The sequence below is a fragment of the Peribacillus sp. NPDC058075 genome (assembly GCF_042885195.1).
Lineage (GTDB): Bacteria > Bacillota > Bacilli > Bacillales > DSM-1321 > Peribacillus.
In genome coordinates this window covers 3,221,568-3,239,720 of record NZ_JBHVSL010000001.1, presented here as the reverse complement: position 1 = coordinate 3,239,720, position 18,153 = coordinate 3,221,568, and the positions used below count along the sequence as shown (strand labels likewise).

Below are 18,153 nucleotides of genomic sequence, written 5' to 3'. Positions count from 1 at the left end.
GGAGGAAATAAATTGAGTATTGAATCAACATCACCTGCAGGCACTGTTTTAGTCACATATTCGGACAGGACGGCCACTGTTGCAATGAACCGTCCAGAGGCCATGAATGCTTTAAATCCGGAAATGCTGCATGATTTTATTCATGCCCTGAAGGAAGTTAGTGAGAATGATGATGTGGATGTCGTCATTTTAAAAGGAAATGGGAAAGCATTTTCCGCAGGTGGTGACATTAAGATGATGCTTTCGCCTGGAAAAGAAAACGCTTTCGATGAACTGATGGATGGAATCAGTGAATTGGTGACCACTCTTTACTTCATGCCTAAATTGACCATCAGTGCCATTCATGGTGCAGCTGCAGGGCTTGGGTTAAGTATAGCTCTTGCAACCGACCATCTTATTGCCGATTCGGAAAGTAAGGTTGCGATGAATTTTATCGGGATTGGATTAATCCCCGATGGCGGCGGACACTTCTTCCTTGAACGCCGTCTTGGTGAAGTGGGTGCTAAAGAACTAATCTGGGAAGGTAAAGTGCTTACAGCGCTTGAAGCAAAAGAAAAGGGCCTCATTCATGAAGTGGCTGATGGAACCTTGGAACATACGGTAGAAAAGAAAGTGCAATCATGGCTGCAAAGCCCGATTCAGGCCATGATTAAAACGAAAAAAATCCTTAGTGAAAAAAATCGCCCGCTATTGATTAAGATCCTTGAGATTGAAAAAGCTGCCCAGATGAAAATGCGCCAAACGGCGGACCACCAAGAGGGAATAAAAGCATTCGTGGAAAAAAGGAAACCGAACTTCATCGGAAAATGAATGAAAAAGGCCGTCGCGTTATTGTGACGGCCTTTTTATATAAGGAATGTGTCTGAAACTAGATCATGATTTTAGTGATTACGCTTCCATTTTCAATCAGCGATGAAAAAGCAATAAAGCGCCTGAAGGTGATGTACAGCGATGTGTTCGTCCTTGATAGTTTTTTTCCTTCAATAGATTTTCTCCCAATTCTTTAGCTTGTTCATCATTCTCGGCTGTAAATGATTCATCCAATAGTTTTTCCCCTGTCGGTTCAAAAACGGTTAGTTTGTATATTCTGCTCATTTTCAAAAACTCCCTTATCAAAAATGTTATTATCTTAGGAACTGTTATAAAAATTTTATCATTATCTGTCAATTTTGACTATTGTTATGTAAGGGAAATATGTTAAGACAGGGAATTTGATAAGTAGCTGAATCTCGTGAAAAGCGATGGACAATAACTATACCGAACTAACTTCAAAACAAAACCTATTTATACTAGAGGAATTCTCTCTTTTAAATGAAAAATCATAAATGATATAATAAATGAGTAAAAGTGCATCTAGGAAGTGTATGGATTGAAGGGGGATTTTTTGAATGACGGTAAAAATCGTTAATAATATCACTGAATTGATAGGAAATACACCTGTTGTAAGGATTAATCATTTAACAGCGGAGGGTGACGCTGAAGTATTTGTAAAACTTGAATATTTCAATCCGAGCCGCAGTGTAAAAGATCGGGCTGCCTTCAACTTAATTAGGCAGGCTGAACTGGACGGCATCATTCAATCCGGGGCTACGATCATAGAACCAACATCAGGGAATACTGGTATTGGACTTGCTATGAACGCCGCGGCAAAGGGGTATCGGGCGATTATGGTCATGCCGGATAATATGTCGAAAGAAAGAATCAATATCTTAAAGGCATACGGAGCGGAAGTTGTCCTCACCCCTGCAGCAGAGCGGATGCCGGGAGCCATTCGTAAAGCTGAGGAACTAGCCGCAGAAATTCCTAATAGCTTTATTCCGCAGCAATTCGAAAACCAAGCCAATCCTGATATACACAGAGTGACGACAGCAGTCGAGATTCTAGATCAGATGGATGGAAACCTTGATGTGTTTGTCGCTACTGCTGGAACGGGAGGAACGATTACCGGTACAGGTGAAGCCTTAAAAGAACATCTGCCGGATTTAAGGGTTGTAGTTGTCGAGCCTAAGGGTTCCCCAGTTCTTTCCGGCGGAAAGCCTGGCCCTCATAAGTTAGTGGGTACGAGCCCTGGATTTATCCCCACCATCTTAAATACAGAGGTATTTGATGAAATCGTTCAAGCGGCTGATGAAGATGCGATATCCACCATGAAGGATCTGGCTTCGAAGGAAGGTATATTGATTGGACCTTCAGGAGGTGCATCTGTCTGGACTGCCCTGCAGGAAGCCCGTCGTCTTGGAAGTGGAAAGCGAGTATTATGCATTGCACCGGATAATGGTGAACGCTATTTAAGTATGAATATTTTTGAATGATGAAAAAGACCGAATGCCGTGCATGAAACAATGTTCACGCCATTCGGTCTTTTTCCTGTTGAATTTGCCCATACTGCATGATGACCTATTAAGATACTATTGTATGGGAAAGTATGTTCTGTTTGTGTTAAAATTAAATGTGAAATATTGATAGAAATCGAGGTGACACTATTGAGCGGTGTGAGGTTCATTCATGCGGCGGATCTCCATCTGGATAGTCCCTTTTCAGGGTTGAAGGATATGCCGTCATCTATATTAAAGGAATTAAGGGAAAGCCCGTTTAAAGCTTTTCAAACAATCATTAATGAAGCAATTTCCCGTCAGGTTGACTTTATCGTGTTATCGGGGGATCTATTTGACGGGGAAAATCGGAGTCTCCGGACACAGGTCCGCTTTCGGACCGAAATGGAAAAACTCCAGCAGCATCAGATCCCTGCCTATATCATTCATGGTAACCATGATCATCTCAGCGGCTCATGGATTACTGTGGAGCTGCCGGAAAATGTCCACGTATTTTCAGGGCAAACAGAAGTGAAACGATTTGAAAAAATCGATGGGACGACTGTCCACCTTTATGGGTTCAGTTATCCGCGGCGTCACGTAAGGGAGAGAATGATCGAAACCTACATAAAAGCCGAAGGGGCCGATTATCATATAGGTCTGCTTCATGGGAATTTGGAAGGCAATTCCGAACATAGCCCATACGCCCCTTTTTCATTGAAGGAACTAGCTGGCAAAGATTTCGATTACTGGGCATTAGGCCATATTCATAAGCATCAGGTGGTTTCAGAAGATCCGCTAGTGATATACCCAGGAAATATTCAAGGCAGGAACAGAAAGGAGTCTGGCGTTAAAGGGTGCCTGCTCGTCGAATTCGACGGGGACATGAAGCGTCATTCCTTTATTGAAACTTCTGAAGTGATTTGGGAAAGCGAAACAATTGAAATAACCGCTGATGGTGGATTTGATGCCCTGTTCAAGCAATGCAGGGAAGTAATGGAACGGAAGGGCTTCGATGGGAGAAGCTTTCTTTTGGAATTGAAGCTGGATGCAGGTAATGCAGCAGTGTCCGGGGAATATCTTGAAGAATTGACCCGGATCATGCAGGAAGAGGACCAAGGGGAATCGTTTGTCTGGGTGTATAAAATCAAAGTCATCCAGTCGATGCAGATGATTAGGTCAAATGAAACATTATTGCCATTTATGGCTGAGGTATCCATGCTTGCATCTGAATTTGATGATACGGAAGCTGCTCTGGCCCCGCTTTATATTCATCCGGGTGCAAGAAGGTTTCTTGATACAATAGAGCCAAAAGAGCAGAGGGAACTTGTGGATGAAGCGGAAAGATGGCTTTTGCAAGTTTTTGATGCGAAAAAATGAGTGTAGGGAGGAGGAACGGATTTGATTATTAAAGACCTCCATGTTTATGGTTACGGCAAACTGGAAAATCAGCGTTTTCCTGAATTGGGACAGATGCAGATTTTCTTTGGGGAAAATGAATCGGGCAAGTCAACCATCATGTCTTTCATTCATAGTATGCTGTTTGGTTTTCCGACAAAGGTTCAAAATGAACCGCGTTACGAGCCCAAAATGCATGCTAAATATGGGGGAAGGCTCAGTCTCGTCACAAAAAAAGATGGGGAAATCGTTATTGAGCGTGTGAAGGGAAAAGCTACTGGCGATGTAAAATTGACCTTCGAAGATGGAAGGGTCGGCGGCGAGGAAGAATTGAATGAGATTCTCCATGGCGTAGATAAAAGCTATTACCAAGCCATTTTTTCTTTCGACCTTCAAGGGCTGCAAGGGTTACATACACTAAGTGAAGGGACCATGAGTAAATATCTGCTTTCTGCTGGGCTGATCGGAAATGATAAACTTCTTGAAGCCGAAACGAAATTACAAAAAGAGCTCGATTCAAGGTTCAAGCCATCAGGCCAAAAACCTTTACTGAATGTGAGATTGAAAGAACTTAAGGAATTGCAGAAAAAGGTGAAAGCATCAGAAGAAGAACAGCAGTCGTATACGGCATTACTTCAGGAAGAAGCAAAACTTAAGGAGGAGCTCTCTAAAGTCACGGAAGATATTCAAGAGATTGAAAAAAACCTTGTTAACGTGAGTACTTTTTTGCGAATTAAACCCTTGGTTGAAGAACAGGGGGAACTTGAGGCCGAAATAAGTAAAATTCCGGCAGTGAGTTTTCCTGTTGATGGCTTAAAAAGACTTGAACAGCTACAGGCAGTTGGAATGCCCATGAAAGCCCAACTTGCGGCATTGACTGAGAAAAAGGAAAAACTTGAGGGAAAACTTACGGAAATCGAAATCAATCCGTTTATCAAGGAGCATAAAGAGCAAATTGAACATGCAATCGATCAAGGAACATTGCTGGAGAAGCTCGAGCTGGATATGAGAAAAGCGGAACACGAAAGGCTGTTGGAAGAAAAAAATATCGAAAAGGTGAAGCAGGAATTATTCTTGGATGTCTCTGATGATGAAATAAGGAAACTGGATATCAGTACATTCATGAAGGAAAAGGTGAAAAGGGCCGAGAGGGAGAAGCATCAACTCCAAAATGATAAAAAGCAGCTTGATGAGAAATATGAACGGCAAAAGGGAAGTCTGGAAACGATAGAAGCCCGCTTGAAGGAGTTAAAGGCCCAGTTAATGCCAGATGAAAAAAGAATCGAGCTGGAGTCCTTATACAACAAGCAGAATAACATCGAATTTGAAGCAGCACAGTCGCTTATTCTTGATGAACAAATACTTGAACTTGAAAAGCAATTGGCATTACAGAGGAAGAAGGAAGCGGTTAACCGCAAACGTTCACATATCATGAATGGGAGTTTAATAGTACTTCTTTGTTTAGGTGCGATCGGAAGCTATTTCAGTGAACAGATTTTGTTGGGGTTGATACTTCTAGCCGTGGCTGTTCTGTTTACGGTTTCCAGGTATCTTTTTAAAGGTGAAGATATATTGTCCGGGTATACCAGGCAATTGGATGAGTTGAAAAGGAAAAGGGCAGCAATTGGGAGTGAGGTCAATAGGGAGAGTGAAGGTGAGTCGATGGGTCGGCTGCTTGAACTGGACCAACGTCTCCAAAGGCGTATTGAAAGTGAAAGCTTCAAATATGTAGAAAGGGAGGAAGCGTTTGAATCGACCATTCAGGAATATGCCGATTGGGAAGATAGGAGGGACCGGTTGGATAAAGATTTGAGGAGCATCTTAAGCGGTTGGGGTCTGGATTATTCCGGAATGGAAATCAATCTTGAATCCGTATTTGAACTTCTTGAGAAATGGAAGGAAGCCGTTGATAGGAAATATGAAACAATCAAGAGGCATAATTTTCTGCAGGCAGAATTTGAGGGTAAATCAAATGCTTTATTTCATTTTGCACACAGCCTTGATTTTGAACCATCCACATGGCGGGAAGCGATTGGCCTCTTGAAACGGGAATTGAATAAAGCGGTTGAATTCTCCGTTCAACTAACGCAATGGATGCAGGAAAGAAGTCGTTTGACGAATGAAATCGAGCAGCTGACGATGGAAAATGGCTATCTTGTTGCAGAAATGGAAATGCTTTTTAAGTTAGCGAAGGTCAAGGACGAGGAAGAATTCAGGCATGACGCTGCATTGTCCGAAAAGAAAATCACTTTACAAAAACAGCTTGATTTGATTACCATTCAAATTGGCCAATCCAGAATGCTGCCTGATCAAATCCAAACTTACTTAAAACGGGGGATCAGTACTTATACCGTTGAAAATATAGAAAGGAAACGGAAGGATTTTGTAAAGGTGAAATCCCTTTTATTAGAGAAGCAGGCGGATGCGAAGCATAAGATAAAACAGCTTGAAGTTTCAGGGATTTATGATGACCTGCTTTATCGTTTTTATGAAGAAAAAGCTGCTTTTAACGAAGAGGCGAAGGAATGGGCGAAATTGGCAATAGCCAAAAGCTTATTGAATAAAACATTGGACCGATATAAAAGGGAACGCCTACCGAAGGTCATCGCCGATGCCGAGCGGCACTTTTCCTTTTTAACGAATGGGAGCTACCGTAAAATCATCCTTGATCAGTCGGGAGAAGGAATTTGGGTACAGCGCAATGATGGTTTGAGTTTCAGGGTTGAAGAGGTCAGCCGCGGGACAGCAGAACAAATTTATGTTTCCCTAAGGCTCGCACTTGCTGATCATACTTTTGAAAATGATTCATTCCCTCTCATCATTGATGATAGTTTCGTCAATTTTGATGCGGAAAGGACAAAACGGATGCTCGAATTATTGAAAAAAGTTTCGGAAAAGCGGCAAATTTTATTTTTTACCTGTCACCGATATATAAGGGAGTACTTTAGCGAAAATCAAGTGATTCGTCTATCTGGTCCTGTATTGCGCCAGGATATGAATGATTTGATCATCCCCGAAATATAATGGGTTTTAAACTATAGATAAAGAGAGTGAAGTCAGTGAATATGAATGAGTTTGTAGGCCACCATGATTCTTCTTTGAAGTTAATCATCGAAAAGGAGTTTCCTGATAAACGATGTGTGGGGGGGAAATATTCTGCCAAAGGACATAGCATCACGTTATATGAGAGAGATATCGAAATTCAGTGTGAACGCTCCCTAGGCTCGCTTGCAAGACTTGAGGAATATACATGGGTGATCCTCACGCATGAGATGGGGCACGCATCTGACCCCGATCTTGCTGTGCTTAGTGAGGAGCTGCACAGTACAGGGAAATCAGAAATCCTTTATCAAATAGAGGTCAATGCATGGAATATTGCAGAAGGATTAATTCCTTTTATCGATCAGGATTTATTTACCTTCATTAGGGATGAATCCTTGGCTCATTGTACAAATCGGCTGCTGGTCGGTTAAAAAGCCCTCCATATGGAGGGCTTTTTTTCCCTAAATGGAGATGTGTCTAGCCCGGCGGGGAGGCACGCACTCATAAATCGGGAACTACATGCTCCGTAAGGGAAAATGGCATTAATGTTTCCAAAGGAAGCTTCATATCTTTAAAGGAGCATTCCCTTTAATGAATCATAACAGGAATGGGCATGGAGTTTTTGGTTTATATTCTTTTTTAAGATTGACAGTGAGAATCATTTTCATTAAACTAGTATTATTAGACTAAAAGGGGAGTATTTTAATGCGACCAGCTATTAACACTCAGTCTTTATCGCTCGGTTATGGTGATAAATTAATTATAAATGATATGAATATAGAAATACCCAAAGGGGAGATCACGGTATTCATCGGTGCTAATGGTTGTGGAAAATCAACACTTCTAAGGTCTGTTGCCCGATTGTTAAAACCTCAATCCGGCTCAGTTTTGCTCGAAGGCAAAGCGATCTCGACCATGTCATCGAAGGATGTAGCAAGAAAGATGGCGATTCTTCCGCAATCCCCGGTTGCTCCTGAAGGGCTTACAGTATATCAGCTTGTTAAACAAGGAAGATATCCTTATCAAAGTTGGTTGAAACAATGGAGTTCCGTGGATGAAGAAAAAGTTCAAAAGGCGATTGAAGCAACCAACCTGACCGATTTAAAGGATCAGGCAGTCGATGAATTATCGGGAGGCCAGAAGCAACGGGCATGGATAGCAATGACGCTGGCTCAGGATACTGACATCATTTTATTGGATGAACCGACTACATATCTTGATATGACCCATCAAATCGAGATTTTGGACTTATTGTTCGACTTGAATGAGTTTGAGAACAGAACGATCGTGATGGTGCTTCATGATTTGAATTTGGCTTGCCGTTATGCGGATAATCTGGTGGCACTTAAAGATGGGTCGATACATGCTCAAGGCCGGCCAGAGGATATCATCACGCCTGAATTGGTACAGCATGTATTCAGCATGGACTGCCAAATATCCTTTGATCCAATTTTCGGCAGTCCCATTTGCGTCCCGTTTGGTAAAGGCCGCTACGCCCAAAGTCAGGTAAAAGCGCTGGCCAATGCATAACCTCATACCATCCATGGAAAAAGAGCTGCAAGGATATCGCATATCCTTCGGAGATGAAGCCAAAGTTTCCAAAACCTTCAATCATGCTGATGAACTTATTCAGTATGCTAAAGCCCGGACTGGGGCGGAATCGTCAGGGATAGCCATTTCAATGTGGTTCAGACGCTATGCTTTTTTTGTCACGGCACAATTTTACATGTTAAGCAAACATCGGCTTATCTGGGAAGGCACACTTCAGGACATTGGTGTTTTGGATGATCCGGAAGATGAACAGTGGCTCCCGAATTTTTTGCTGAAAACCAACAGTTGGAGCAATGTCTCGGAAAAGGAAAGCCCAACTGCCCTCCATTCCATATTGAGCAGCTTTGGTGCTGATGCCATTCGCTTCTTTTCCGGAACTGCTAAAATATCGAAACTAGTACTCTGGGAAAATATTTGGAGCTATACGGTATGGATGTTTAGTGAGTTATTGAAGCAGACTGATATAAAGACGCGAGTTGAAAAGGACATTGAAATGCTGCTTGAAGATGAAGTATGGCTGAATATTGAAACACGTTCCCCCTTTAAACGATTCATTGGGGAAAAAAGTGTTCCGGCGTCCATGAATCCTTATAAACGGGTGACATGCTGTTTATATTACCGAATGGAGGGCCAGGAAAAGTGCGCGTATTGTCCGAACAAAAACTGTTGAAATAGATTGGATTGGAGAGCCAGGCTTGGGGTCAAGCCTGGTTTTCTTGTGGAGTGATAAGAGCGACGGTCAGCCTAGGCTTTTCTGTCCATTGTCCTCCACTTATTAACGAAAACTAAACGCATTAACGAGGTTGGTATGTTATAATGTTGATATTTAATTGAACGGAGGCAGTCGCATGGGAAATGGGATCATACACTACGGAATTGGTGAAGTAGTAGATATATATATGTACATTAAAACGAGCACAAAAGCGGTGGCAAGTAATGGAAAGCCGTTTTTAACATTGATTTTGTGCGATAAAACCGGGGAGATCGAGGCAAAGCTATGGGATGTTTCCGAGGCTGATGAGAAAACCTACTGTGCGGAAGCTACGGTGAAAGTTCAAGGGGAAGTCCAGAATTATCGAGGACGCAGCCAATTGAAAATCCGTAACATTAGAATTACTTCAGATACTGATGGGGTCACGAAAGCCGATCTAATTCAAACGGCGCCTTTAAGTCAGGAAGAAATGATGGAAACCATCACTCAATTCATTTTTGAAATGAGGAATCCGAATATCCAAAGGGTGACTAGGCACCTCATTAAAAAATATCAGAATGAATTCCTGACGTTTCCTGCTGCCACCAAGAACCATCATGAGTATATGTCGGGACTGGCCTATCACGTTGTATCGATGCTAGGGCTGGCTAAGGCCATTTCAACCCTATATCCTTCGCTCAATAAGGATCTTTTGTATGCAGGAGTCATTCTGCATGACCTTGGAAAGGTACATGAGCTATCCGGACCTGTTTCGACAGTTTATACAGTGGAAGGGAACTTGTTGGGGCACATCACCATCATGGTGAATGAAGTCGGTAAAGCTGCAGAGGAATTGGGCATTGAAGCGGAAGAAATCATGATTCTCAAGCACCTGATACTAAGCCACCATGGTAAAGCTGAGTGGGGCAGTCCCAAGCCGCCAATGGTTAGGGAAGCGGAAGTGCTGCATTATATTGATAATATGGATGCCAAGATAAATATGATGGACCGGGCCTTGGAAAAAGTGAAACCGGGTGAATTTACGGAAAGAGTTTTCGCGCTCGATAATCGTTCATTCTATAAACCAACATTTTAATGAAATATGCTTCTTTCTCGATGGAGAAAGAAGCATATTTTTTTTGTTCGCGCATATTCTCTAGTAAATGAATAGTAGATTTTTTGGGAGGGAATGGACATGCCAATTTGGATCTGGTTCGTGTTTATTGGGATAATTGTCAGTGCAGTCATGTCAATTTGGACAGCTAGGCAGGAACGTCTCATAGATGATGCTTGGATTGAGAAGGAAGGTCAGAAGTACATTGAACGCATGGAAGAAGAGCGCGAGAGGCGTAAAAAGGATATAAATCAGGGAGCATAGCTCGAATCATGAAAAAAAAGCGACAGGTCAAAGTCCTGTCGCTTTTTACGATTCAATTATTTTTCAGCATTGGCTGCGTCACCGGAAGTGATGGCGTCTTTTAGATCTTCGTCTTTAATCTTCACGTCCGCTTTTTTGACTTCTGAATTCAAAATGTCCTGAACTTTAGTTTGGTCAATTTGAGCGACTTTCAAATCATATTCAAGATCTTTTTTCATATCTTTGTATGGTTTTTTTTCTTTTGTATCTTGAAGTTGGATGATGTGGTAGCCATAATCGGATTTAATCGGCTTGCTGATTTCATCTTTCTTCATTTTGTAAGCTTGCTCTTCAAATGCAGGAACCATTTCACCTTTTCCGAACCAGCCTAGCTCCCCGCCTTTTTCAGCTGTGCCTGTGTCTGTTGAATATTCTTTTGCTAGTTTAGCGAAGTCTTCGCCTTTGTCCAATTTAGCTTTAACTTCGTTGGCTGTTTTTTGGTCTTTCACTAGAATATGTCTCGCTTTGATTTGTGGTTTATAGTCTTCATAAGCTTTTTTCACATCAGCTTCTTTAACTTTTATATCGGCAACGGCTGCTTTTTCTTGAAGCATGCCGATTTTAAGTGCACGTTTAAGATCATCTTCGCTCTTATATCCGGAAGAGGCAAGGGCCGTTTCGAAATTTTCACCCATTTGCTCTTTAAGTTCGTCCGTTTTAGCTTTAACTTCTTTATCCGTTACTGTATATTTTTCAGAAAGAACTTTTTCATAAACAAGTTCTTGAAGAACGGTTTCACCATAACGGTCTTTCATTACATTGTAAAATTCTTCTTTAGTTATATCCCCCGCTTTAGTTTCCACGACTGCTTCCTTGTCGCTGTTGCATGCTGTAAGTCCGATCAGCCCTGCAGTAACAGCAATCGATAATGCCCACTTCTTCATAAAAACAACTCCTAGTTATAAGTTTCTTGTTTGCTATTTTTTCGTATTTCCACAAAATTAACTATAACATATTCTGGTTACTTTACAAAAAATAATATATTGGTGTATGAATAAGATTTTTTTGAAAAGTGGGTGTACGCCTACCCAGATATTAATCCATTACATATGATAAATCGAGGACAACAAAAGGGGGTAGCATAATGGGTAATGGATTTAACGGAGGCTTCGCTTTGTTAGTGGTGTTATTCATATTATTAATAATTGTAGGATCAGCCTGTTGCTAATTGGCTGCAAAATTAATAATGAAAAGAGCCCACTCCTTTTGCTATGGAGTTGAATAGGATAGGGTAGCCGCTCAAAAAAGACGAATTGATTATCAAGCTCAGAAAGGAATGGATTCCTTTTGGCGGATTTAAGGGTGTGCATGAAATTACAATTACTTAAGAATGGAAAGGAGGAAGATCAATGTCTGGAGGAATAGGTGGAGGCTTTGCTCTAATTGTCGTTCTTTTCATCCTGTTAATCATCATTGGAGCTTCTTGGTGCTAAACTCATAAACAAAAGGCGAAGCTGATTGCTTCGCCCTTTTTCTTTATGTGGATAATGCTCCGGGGTATCACCAATGTATGTAACAAATGATGGCCATCATTTGTTGCTCATCTCTACGTATACAAAATTTCAATATAGGAGGATAATAACATAATAGTAATTAATACATTAATGGTCCTGAATACTTTAGGCTGCCGGTCTTCAGCAATTTCCTTTTGAATGCATAAAGAGTTTGTCATTCTATTAATATTAAAAAGGATCAAAATAGCAAAAATAATAAAAGAGAACGAGATCAAAACCTAAAATCCCTCCTTGCAAAACATCATGTATAAATACGATACCAAATTATAATGAAAAAAGATACCTAAAAATCTTATTAGGCATCTTTATAAATAAATAAGAAATCACTTTTGAATGAGTATATCGTATCCTTCGAGATGTTCCTCGATAAAGGAATTCCTTGGGGAACCAACCAAGTTTTTTATATAAATAAAATCCGATACGCATAATCCGGTGTGCAGGGATAATAAAATAGTGAAATAATGGATGTAATGCGGAAAACTAAGGGCACAAACAATCAATATGGTAGACATAATGAAGAAAGGCAACACAAGGGTAAAGAGATAAAGATGCTTTCGAATCGGATCATGCACATTGACTCTGCATGTAAGCACAAGGTTCCACTTCAAGGACCAAGAAGTTTTTACTTTTTTACATAATAATCGTAAAGGTAAATAGTGTAATAGTTTGTGAACAGGATATAATAAGAGCAATAGGCTAAAAAATACCATTGTTTGATCGCCATACAAAATAACATGGGTTGAAAAGACACTTAATAATGTATAGATCAGAACAAAAGACATCAATATAGTTAAAACTGAAAAAAAGATCAGACGGCAATTCCCATATTGTTTTGCCACGTCAATTGTTTTCCACGAATTCATTTCGAAATCAGCCCTCCAAAGCTGTTGAATTTACTTACATACATTACGATGAATGGGTGGAAAAAGCAATGAAATTCTTGGATTAAATTCAAGATAAAATCACTTTAGTGTGTAAGCATGGCTAAGGGCCATTAAGGCCAGGTTTGCAACCAGGGATAAGAAGGATCACTGAGTGTAAAAAATCAAAAATTGGTTACAAACCTTTTATGTTAAATTGAAGAATCGATTGGGGATTAGTGATGTATGAAAAATATAAATGAAGAAATAGAAATTCTCCGTTTTCATCAACGGCTTTTATTAAAACTTATACGCAATCCGGAGGCCAAGTTGGACTATCTATTTGTGGAAAAAAATTTCACGAAGAAGGAAGCGGAAGAATTATTGGAAACATGTGATATCTTGAGCAAACGCTATGAAATAGAAAAAGCGGAAGGGTATATGAACTTTCGACCGCTTTTTATTCAATTTGAAAGAAAGGTTAATCCAAAAATAACCACAAAGGAATGCGTTGATGCATGCCTCGCACAGGGGTTATATGTATCATTCATGAAGGAAATGGATAGAGTATGAGATTAAACTGGCTCAGTTTCTTTCTCTATCTTTTTTTTTGTGATTTTACCCTCCATATCAGTAAACTCCTGATCGATATTATCGAAGGATCGTTCAAAGATTTGCATGAAGTCTTCACCGTATATATTTCGGATGATGGCCATCATTTCAATCATATCCGGAAACTTGCCATAAAGCTCACGCAGTGGAAGTGCACCCGAGAAAGCAGAGTTCTTACTTGGGTCATATGTCTCCATTAAATCAAGTAGGATTTTTTCACCTTCCGCTGTGATCTCTATATAGGTATTCCTTTTGTCATTTTCTTTTTTTGAAAATGTTAAGTACCCGCGTTCCTCTAATTTTTTTGAAAAATTAAATGCCGTAGAAACATGCATGACCCCAAATTTTGCAACATCTGAAATGGAAGAGCCATTAAGATGGTAGGCAATCCAAAGGATATGGTGCTCATTGATATTTAAATCATAGGGCTTGATCCATTGCTGCCAATCTTTTTCAATTGATTTCCATAATGCTTTGCTTAATTGTGCAATTCGTTGACTAAAAATCATTGCTTCTTTCATAGAATAATTTTTATTCTGCATATTATGGGCTCACCTACTTATAAGATTCTATATATTTATTATGACAATAAAATAAAAATTAATAAAGATAAATATTTGCAAAATTTTTAGAAAATTTTAGTTTTTTTAATGAATTCTCCATTCTTCACCAACAAACCATGTAATTTATTGGGAAAAATGGAGAATCAGCTTGTGTGTGATGATGCCAGCTATTAATTTTTAGAAGTAGGTGCTGCCGCTTCCAATTCCTTCAATGAATTTTCAATTTCCTGAACGTTCTTCAATAATTCATCCTTATTGGGTTCGATTTCCCGCTTCCAGTTCTCGATAACGACCTGAACATCCGAAATGAAGGTTTTTACCGTTTCTTTGCTGATTTGTGAAGCTTCCATCGTGTCATCTTTAATATTTAGCATTTTTACCTTTAACTCATCAATTGTATTCTTAATTTCGTCGGTATTCGTTTTGATGCGGGTCCGTAGGTCTTTACCTGAACTAGGTGTTGAAAGTAAGGTTGCCGCACCAGCTACTACTGTTCCGGTCAAAAAGCCAATTAGTAATGATTTTGCTTTCATTAGGATCACCTCATTTTATAATATGTTTTCGCTTTCCATGGTCTGAATCCCTGCTGGATCAATTGGAAATTATGATAAATAGGAAGAGAAATACTATTGATATCAAAATACCATAATTTTCATCCTTATGGAAGGGAATCGACCATTTTATCTTTATATCACAAAAATATTTTTTTAAACTTATAGAGTAAATATATAATATTTAAAAATAACTTGAAGCTTTATTAATAATGCTACATATAAAGGGAAGAGCAGCATATAGATAATAAAAACAAGCTGTCGGAACATGGATGGCACTGGTGGGTTAATAATGAAAATCATTTTTTTATTAGGGCTGGTATGCCTGTGCGGAATGGGGTATTTTCTAAGGCAAGCAAAAACTCCTGGCATCTATCCGCCCAAGAGGGTGCTCCAGGCCAGAGCCTTCGCTATGGGTCTCCCTGGGGTTTTACTGCTTTTCGTTTGGTTTATGTGGATATTGATTCATTGATCATTGGAGGAGGATTGTGACTAGAATTCCAGACTCATAAGATTGGAAAAAAAGCACCGGACATTCCGGTGCTTTTTTAGGTATGGTGATCCTGCTGCTTAAGCATTAATGGGTATATTTGATTTTCTTACGATGCCTTTCACAATTGGATAAATGATGACCATCGCAACTGTATTTAACAGTACGGCAGGAAGTACAACTGCGCCGAAAAGTGCCACGAAAGGCCCTGGAAGGGAAACGATATAATAAGCCGAACCAAGGAAGACAGCGCCGGAAATCATTGTTCCTACGGCAGTCAAGATACTAACGGTGACAACGGATGTTGAAAACTTCTTAAGACTGATGAATAAAAGGTAAAACAGAAAGGCTGTTGCCAATTTGTCTATGATATTTGGAATCTGTCCTCCAGGAAATGTAGTTGTCATGGCAGAGATGGCTCCAGCTGCCAGGGCGACAATGAATACATTCTTCTTCGCGGGAAACAGGGTAATCGCCAAAAACATCATCAACAGCATCATATCCGGTTTCATTCCAAGGAAGAATCCAGGTACGATAAAATGCAGGGCAGCCCCAATCCCGATTAATAGGGACAGTGACACAAGGGTTTTCGTTTTCATTTACTCATCTCTCCTATTCTCATCTCAACTAACATCATTTCTTCAACAATGCACTATTGCCTGTTGCAAGAAGTTTAAAATAGTATATCATAAGTCCTATTTTTTTAGAAGTTATATTTGTTGGAATTAAAGGGTTTGAGCTTCCTTCGCTTTATACGATTCCTGGAATTTCTTCATGAAATCAGCAAGGTCCTGGCAATGGGCTAGAGGGACCGCATTATAGATGGATGCTCTGCAGCCGCCAATGGAACGGTGACCGTTCAGTCCTACGAATCCAGCTTGCTTCACTTCTTTAAGGAATTGTACTTCAGCTTCTTCAGACGGAAGCGTGAACGTTACATTCATTAATGAACGGCTGTCCGGTAGGGCATGGCCTTTATAAAAACCATCACTGCCGTCGATGGCATCGTAAATGACTTTTGCTTTTTCTTCATTGATCTCAGCAATCTTTTCCACGCCGCCCTGTTCTTTTGCCCAATCCAACACAAGTGACAATAAGTAAATGGCCAATGTCGGAGGAGTGTTGTATAAAGAATTATTTTTTGAATGGATAGAATAGTTCATCATGGATGGGATTTTGTCATTATCCGTTATTAAATCTTTGCGGATGATAACGACTGTGATTCCAGACGGACCTAGATTCTTTTGTGCACCTGCATAGATGATGCCGAATTTACTAATATCAATCTTTTTGCTGAGAATATCACTTGACATATCGGCTACTAAAGGAATGTTGCCTGTTTCCGGGAAATCCTTCCATTGTGTTCCGTAAATCGTATTATTGCTTGTGATATGAAGATAGGCAGCATCATCATTCAATTTGATATCTTCGACTTTAGGGATGAATGAATATTTTTCATCTTTGGATGAAGCGACTACAGCCGTTTCACCAACCTTTTTGGCTTCTTTTAATGCTTTTTCCGACCAAGAACCAGTAAGGACATAATCTGCCCTTTTTCCATCATTCAAAATGTTCATGGGAATCATGGAGAATTGGAGACTTGCTCCTCCTTGCAGCAGGAGTACTTCATAATTTTCAGGAATTTCCATAAGGTCTTTTAATGATTGGATGGCATGGTTATGAATTTTTTCGAATTCCGAACTTCTATGGCTTAATTCCATGACGGACATACCGGAATCCTCTATATTCAACCATTCGTTTTGGGCTCTTTGCAAAACTTCTAAGGGAAGGGCGGCTGGCCCAGCGTTAAAATTGCGTGCACGTTTCAATTTTTTTCCTCCTATGCGACTATGTGATAAAGTATTTGAGACTATTCATATATCCTACCAGAAAACTAAATTCAATAGGAGGAAAATTTAGAATTTTAGGTGACATTTCGTTTTCATGATGAGCCAATGCAAAAAGGTCCTCCACTTTGAGTGAGGACCCAATCGAGATCATTGTTTTTTCAAGAAACCAGCGTGCTGAAGTTCAATTCTTTTAAAAAGATAGTAAGAAAGGATAAAGAAATTTTCATGTGCCAGCAGTTCATTTTAAATGCTGTGCAATGGAGTCAGCGATTTGTTTTAGGTCATCTGGTGTATAGTCGCTGGTATTCGTTTTCCAAACTGCCCCAAAGCCGTCACCTTCTCCATGCCGTGGAATTAAATGCATGTGAAAATGGAAAACGGATTGTCCTGCAGCTTCTCCGTTATTATTTAATAGGTTCAGGCCTACAGGTTGGAACTCTTGTTTCATGGCGCGTGCAATTTCCGGTACCACTTCAAAAAGATTCTTGGCAATCTCAGGTGTCAACTCATAAAGGTTTTCCTTATGTACTTTAGGTATTACCAGTGTATGGCCTTTTGTTACTTGACTGATATCGAGAAAGGCCAATACATGTTCATTTTCGAAAACTTTACTGCTTGGTATTTCGCCGTCGATAATTTTGCAAAAAATGCAATCACTCATTAAAAACGCTCCTTTAAAAGTAATGTATTTGGTTAATCGTACCATAGCTTGAATCCTTGAGAAAAGGAAAAATCATAAAAACAGGATGCAACATTAAGTTGCACCCTGTCTGTCGAAAAAGGGGGGGTGGCTTCAAAATTCGCATTAGCATAAATTCTCTGCGACAAACACCTCATCTACATTTTGGTAAAATACGGTTATTATCTGATTAGAGATTTTCCATTCAAAGCAACCATCTCCTATATCTTTAAAGTTTCATCAACTTTCAAAGCATAATTGATAATTATTGAATGATTTTTCTGCTTTTACGTGCAAGAGAACCATCTCCTTGCTCGAAACGATTTTTTTATGAAGCTTCTGGTTTAATTCAGTTATACGTCTTTAACTGACACCTCATTTACAATATGATGTGAATCATTTGTAATAAATCTTATGGGTATTTCAGTGTAATACGTCTTTAACTGACACCTCATTTACAACATGATGTGAATCACACGTAATGACTAACCCCTTCTTCCTTAATTATGATGACCACCAAGGAGGGAAAATATAATTAGTTATTTATGGAAATTTAGTTCTAGGAACACTCGACTATATAAAAGCAGGAGAATTTGATAAAATGGAAATAAGAATGGAAATAA

General features: G+C 39.8%; 22 protein-coding genes. 13 read left to right on the top strand and 9 right to left on the bottom strand.

Annotation, left to right across the window (positions count from 1 at the left end):
- The first annotated feature begins 12 nt into the window (after positions 1-12).
- A complete protein-coding gene (locus tag ACFVS1_RS16075; protein ID WP_387548732.1) occupies positions 13-810 on the top strand; it encodes an enoyl-CoA hydratase in 798 nt (265 codons plus the stop codon).
- Positions 811-906: 96 nt separating this feature from the next.
- Here ACFVS1_RS16075 and ACFVS1_RS16070 read toward each other — a convergent pair whose 3' ends face one another.
- Positions 907-1,095 carry a YhzD family protein gene (locus ACFVS1_RS16070; protein WP_387548730.1) on the bottom strand — a complete coding sequence of 63 codons (189 nt, stop codon included), beginning with the start codon at positions 1,093-1,095 and terminating at the stop codon, positions 907-909.
- Positions 1,096-1,388: 293 nt separating this feature from the next.
- Between ACFVS1_RS16070 and cysK the strand changes: the two genes are divergently transcribed.
- The 8 genes from cysK to ACFVS1_RS16030 all read left to right on the top strand — a co-directional run bounded on the left by cysK (position 1,389) and on the right by ACFVS1_RS16030 (position 10,372).
- Positions 1,389-2,312: a cysteine synthase A gene (cysK, locus tag ACFVS1_RS16065; protein WP_352922102.1), complete on the top strand. Its 924-nt coding sequence runs from the start codon at positions 1,389-1,391 to the stop codon at positions 2,310-2,312.
- Positions 2,313-2,492: 180 nt separating this feature from the next.
- A complete protein-coding gene (locus tag ACFVS1_RS16060) occupies positions 2,493-3,692 on the top strand; it encodes a metallophosphoesterase family protein (protein ID WP_387549395.1) in 1,200 nt (399 codons plus the stop codon).
- A gap of 21 nt (positions 3,693-3,713) precedes the next feature.
- Positions 3,714-6,734, top strand: coding sequence for an ATP-binding protein (locus ACFVS1_RS16055; protein ID WP_387548728.1), 3,021 nt, complete (start codon positions 3,714-3,716; stop codon positions 6,732-6,734).
- A 41-nt stretch (positions 6,735-6,775) separates the two neighbouring features.
- Positions 6,776-7,183, top strand: coding sequence for a hypothetical protein (locus tag ACFVS1_RS16050; RefSeq protein ID WP_352922686.1), 408 nt, complete (start codon positions 6,776-6,778; stop codon positions 7,181-7,183).
- Positions 7,184-7,457: 274 nt separating this feature from the next.
- The gene (locus tag ACFVS1_RS16045) at positions 7,458-8,282 is read left to right on the top strand and encodes an ABC transporter ATP-binding protein (RefSeq protein ID WP_387548726.1); all 825 of its coding nucleotides are present in this window, start codon (positions 7,458-7,460) and stop codon (positions 8,280-8,282) included.
- Positions 8,275-8,973, top strand: a complete 699-nt coding sequence (locus ACFVS1_RS16040) for a (2Fe-2S)-binding protein (RefSeq protein ID WP_387548724.1) — start codon at positions 8,275-8,277, stop codon at positions 8,971-8,973. Before ACFVS1_RS16045 ends, ACFVS1_RS16040 begins: the two co-directional genes overlap by 8 nt.
- A gap of 178 nt (positions 8,974-9,151) precedes the next feature.
- Positions 9,152-10,090: a 3'-5' exoribonuclease YhaM gene (yhaM, locus tag ACFVS1_RS16035; protein ID WP_034314712.1), complete on the top strand. Its 939-nt coding sequence runs from the start codon at positions 9,152-9,154 to the stop codon at positions 10,088-10,090.
- 99 nt (positions 10,091-10,189) lie between these two features.
- Positions 10,190-10,372, top strand: coding sequence for a sporulation YhaL family protein (locus ACFVS1_RS16030; RefSeq protein ID WP_053344914.1), 183 nt, complete (start codon positions 10,190-10,192; stop codon positions 10,370-10,372).
- Between the two features lie 56 nt (positions 10,373-10,428).
- Here the strand turns inward: ACFVS1_RS16030 and ACFVS1_RS16025 are convergent, their stop codons facing one another.
- On the bottom strand, positions 10,429-11,295 hold the full coding sequence (locus ACFVS1_RS16025) for a peptidylprolyl isomerase (RefSeq protein WP_352922095.1): 867 nt from the start codon (positions 11,293-11,295) through the stop codon (positions 10,429-10,431).
- Between the two features lie 200 nt (positions 11,296-11,495).
- On the opposite strand from ACFVS1_RS16025, the gene ACFVS1_RS16020 reads away from it, so the two are divergent.
- Together ACFVS1_RS16020 and ACFVS1_RS16015 are read left to right on the top strand one after the other, a co-directional pair.
- The gene (locus ACFVS1_RS16020; RefSeq protein WP_241590740.1) at positions 11,496-11,579 is read left to right on the top strand and encodes a YjcZ family sporulation protein; all 84 of its coding nucleotides are present in this window, start codon (positions 11,496-11,498) and stop codon (positions 11,577-11,579) included.
- A 181-nt stretch (positions 11,580-11,760) separates the two neighbouring features.
- Positions 11,761-11,844, top strand: a complete 84-nt coding sequence (locus tag ACFVS1_RS16015; RefSeq protein ID WP_076367288.1) for a YjcZ family sporulation protein — start codon at positions 11,761-11,763, stop codon at positions 11,842-11,844.
- 113 nt (positions 11,845-11,957) lie between these two features.
- Here the strand turns inward: ACFVS1_RS16015 and ACFVS1_RS16010 are convergent, their stop codons facing one another.
- A complete protein-coding gene (locus tag ACFVS1_RS16010) occupies positions 11,958-12,140 on the bottom strand; it encodes a hypothetical protein (protein ID WP_352922094.1) in 183 nt (60 codons plus the stop codon).
- A 108-nt stretch (positions 12,141-12,248) separates the two neighbouring features.
- Positions 12,249-12,635 carry a DUF3267 domain-containing protein gene (locus ACFVS1_RS16005; RefSeq protein WP_352922684.1) on the bottom strand — a complete coding sequence of 129 codons (387 nt, stop codon included), beginning with the start codon at positions 12,633-12,635 and terminating at the stop codon, positions 12,249-12,251.
- 396 nt (positions 12,636-13,031) lie between these two features.
- On the opposite strand from ACFVS1_RS16005, the gene ACFVS1_RS16000 reads away from it, so the two are divergent.
- Positions 13,032-13,358, top strand: coding sequence for a DUF1878 family protein (locus ACFVS1_RS16000; RefSeq protein WP_352922092.1), 327 nt, complete (start codon positions 13,032-13,034; stop codon positions 13,356-13,358).
- Positions 13,359-13,360: 2 nt separating this feature from the next.
- Here the strand turns inward: ACFVS1_RS16000 and ACFVS1_RS15995 are convergent, their stop codons facing one another.
- On the bottom strand, positions 13,361-13,939 hold the full coding sequence (locus tag ACFVS1_RS15995) for an HTH-type transcriptional regulator Hpr (RefSeq protein ID WP_144550769.1): 579 nt from the start codon (positions 13,937-13,939) through the stop codon (positions 13,361-13,363).
- A gap of 191 nt (positions 13,940-14,130) precedes the next feature.
- Positions 14,131-14,493 (bottom strand): YtxH domain-containing protein, encoded by a 363-nt coding sequence (locus tag ACFVS1_RS15990; RefSeq protein WP_241590673.1) that lies wholly within the window; start codon positions 14,491-14,493, stop codon positions 14,131-14,133.
- Between the two features lie 286 nt (positions 14,494-14,779).
- On the opposite strand from ACFVS1_RS15990, the gene yhzF reads away from it, so the two are divergent.
- Entirely contained in the window at positions 14,780-14,983 is a 204-nt protein-coding gene (yhzF, locus tag ACFVS1_RS26910; RefSeq protein WP_483878254.1) for a membrane protein YhzF, read from the top strand.
- 98 nt (positions 14,984-15,081) lie between these two features.
- Here the strand turns inward: yhzF and ACFVS1_RS15985 are convergent, their stop codons facing one another.
- From ACFVS1_RS15985 to ACFVS1_RS15975, 3 genes are all read right to left on the bottom strand, one after another.
- Entirely contained in the window at positions 15,082-15,600 is a 519-nt protein-coding gene (locus ACFVS1_RS15985; protein ID WP_352922090.1) for a tryptophan transporter, read from the bottom strand.
- 126 nt (positions 15,601-15,726) lie between these two features.
- A complete protein-coding gene (gene serC / locus ACFVS1_RS15980; protein ID WP_352922088.1) occupies positions 15,727-16,830 on the bottom strand; it encodes a 3-phosphoserine/phosphohydroxythreonine transaminase in 1,104 nt (367 codons plus the stop codon).
- Positions 16,831-17,089: 259 nt separating this feature from the next.
- Positions 17,090-17,512 (bottom strand): HIT family protein, encoded by a 423-nt coding sequence (locus ACFVS1_RS15975; RefSeq protein WP_053534082.1) that lies wholly within the window; start codon positions 17,510-17,512, stop codon positions 17,090-17,092.
- Between the last annotated feature and the right edge of the window lie 641 nt (positions 17,513-18,153).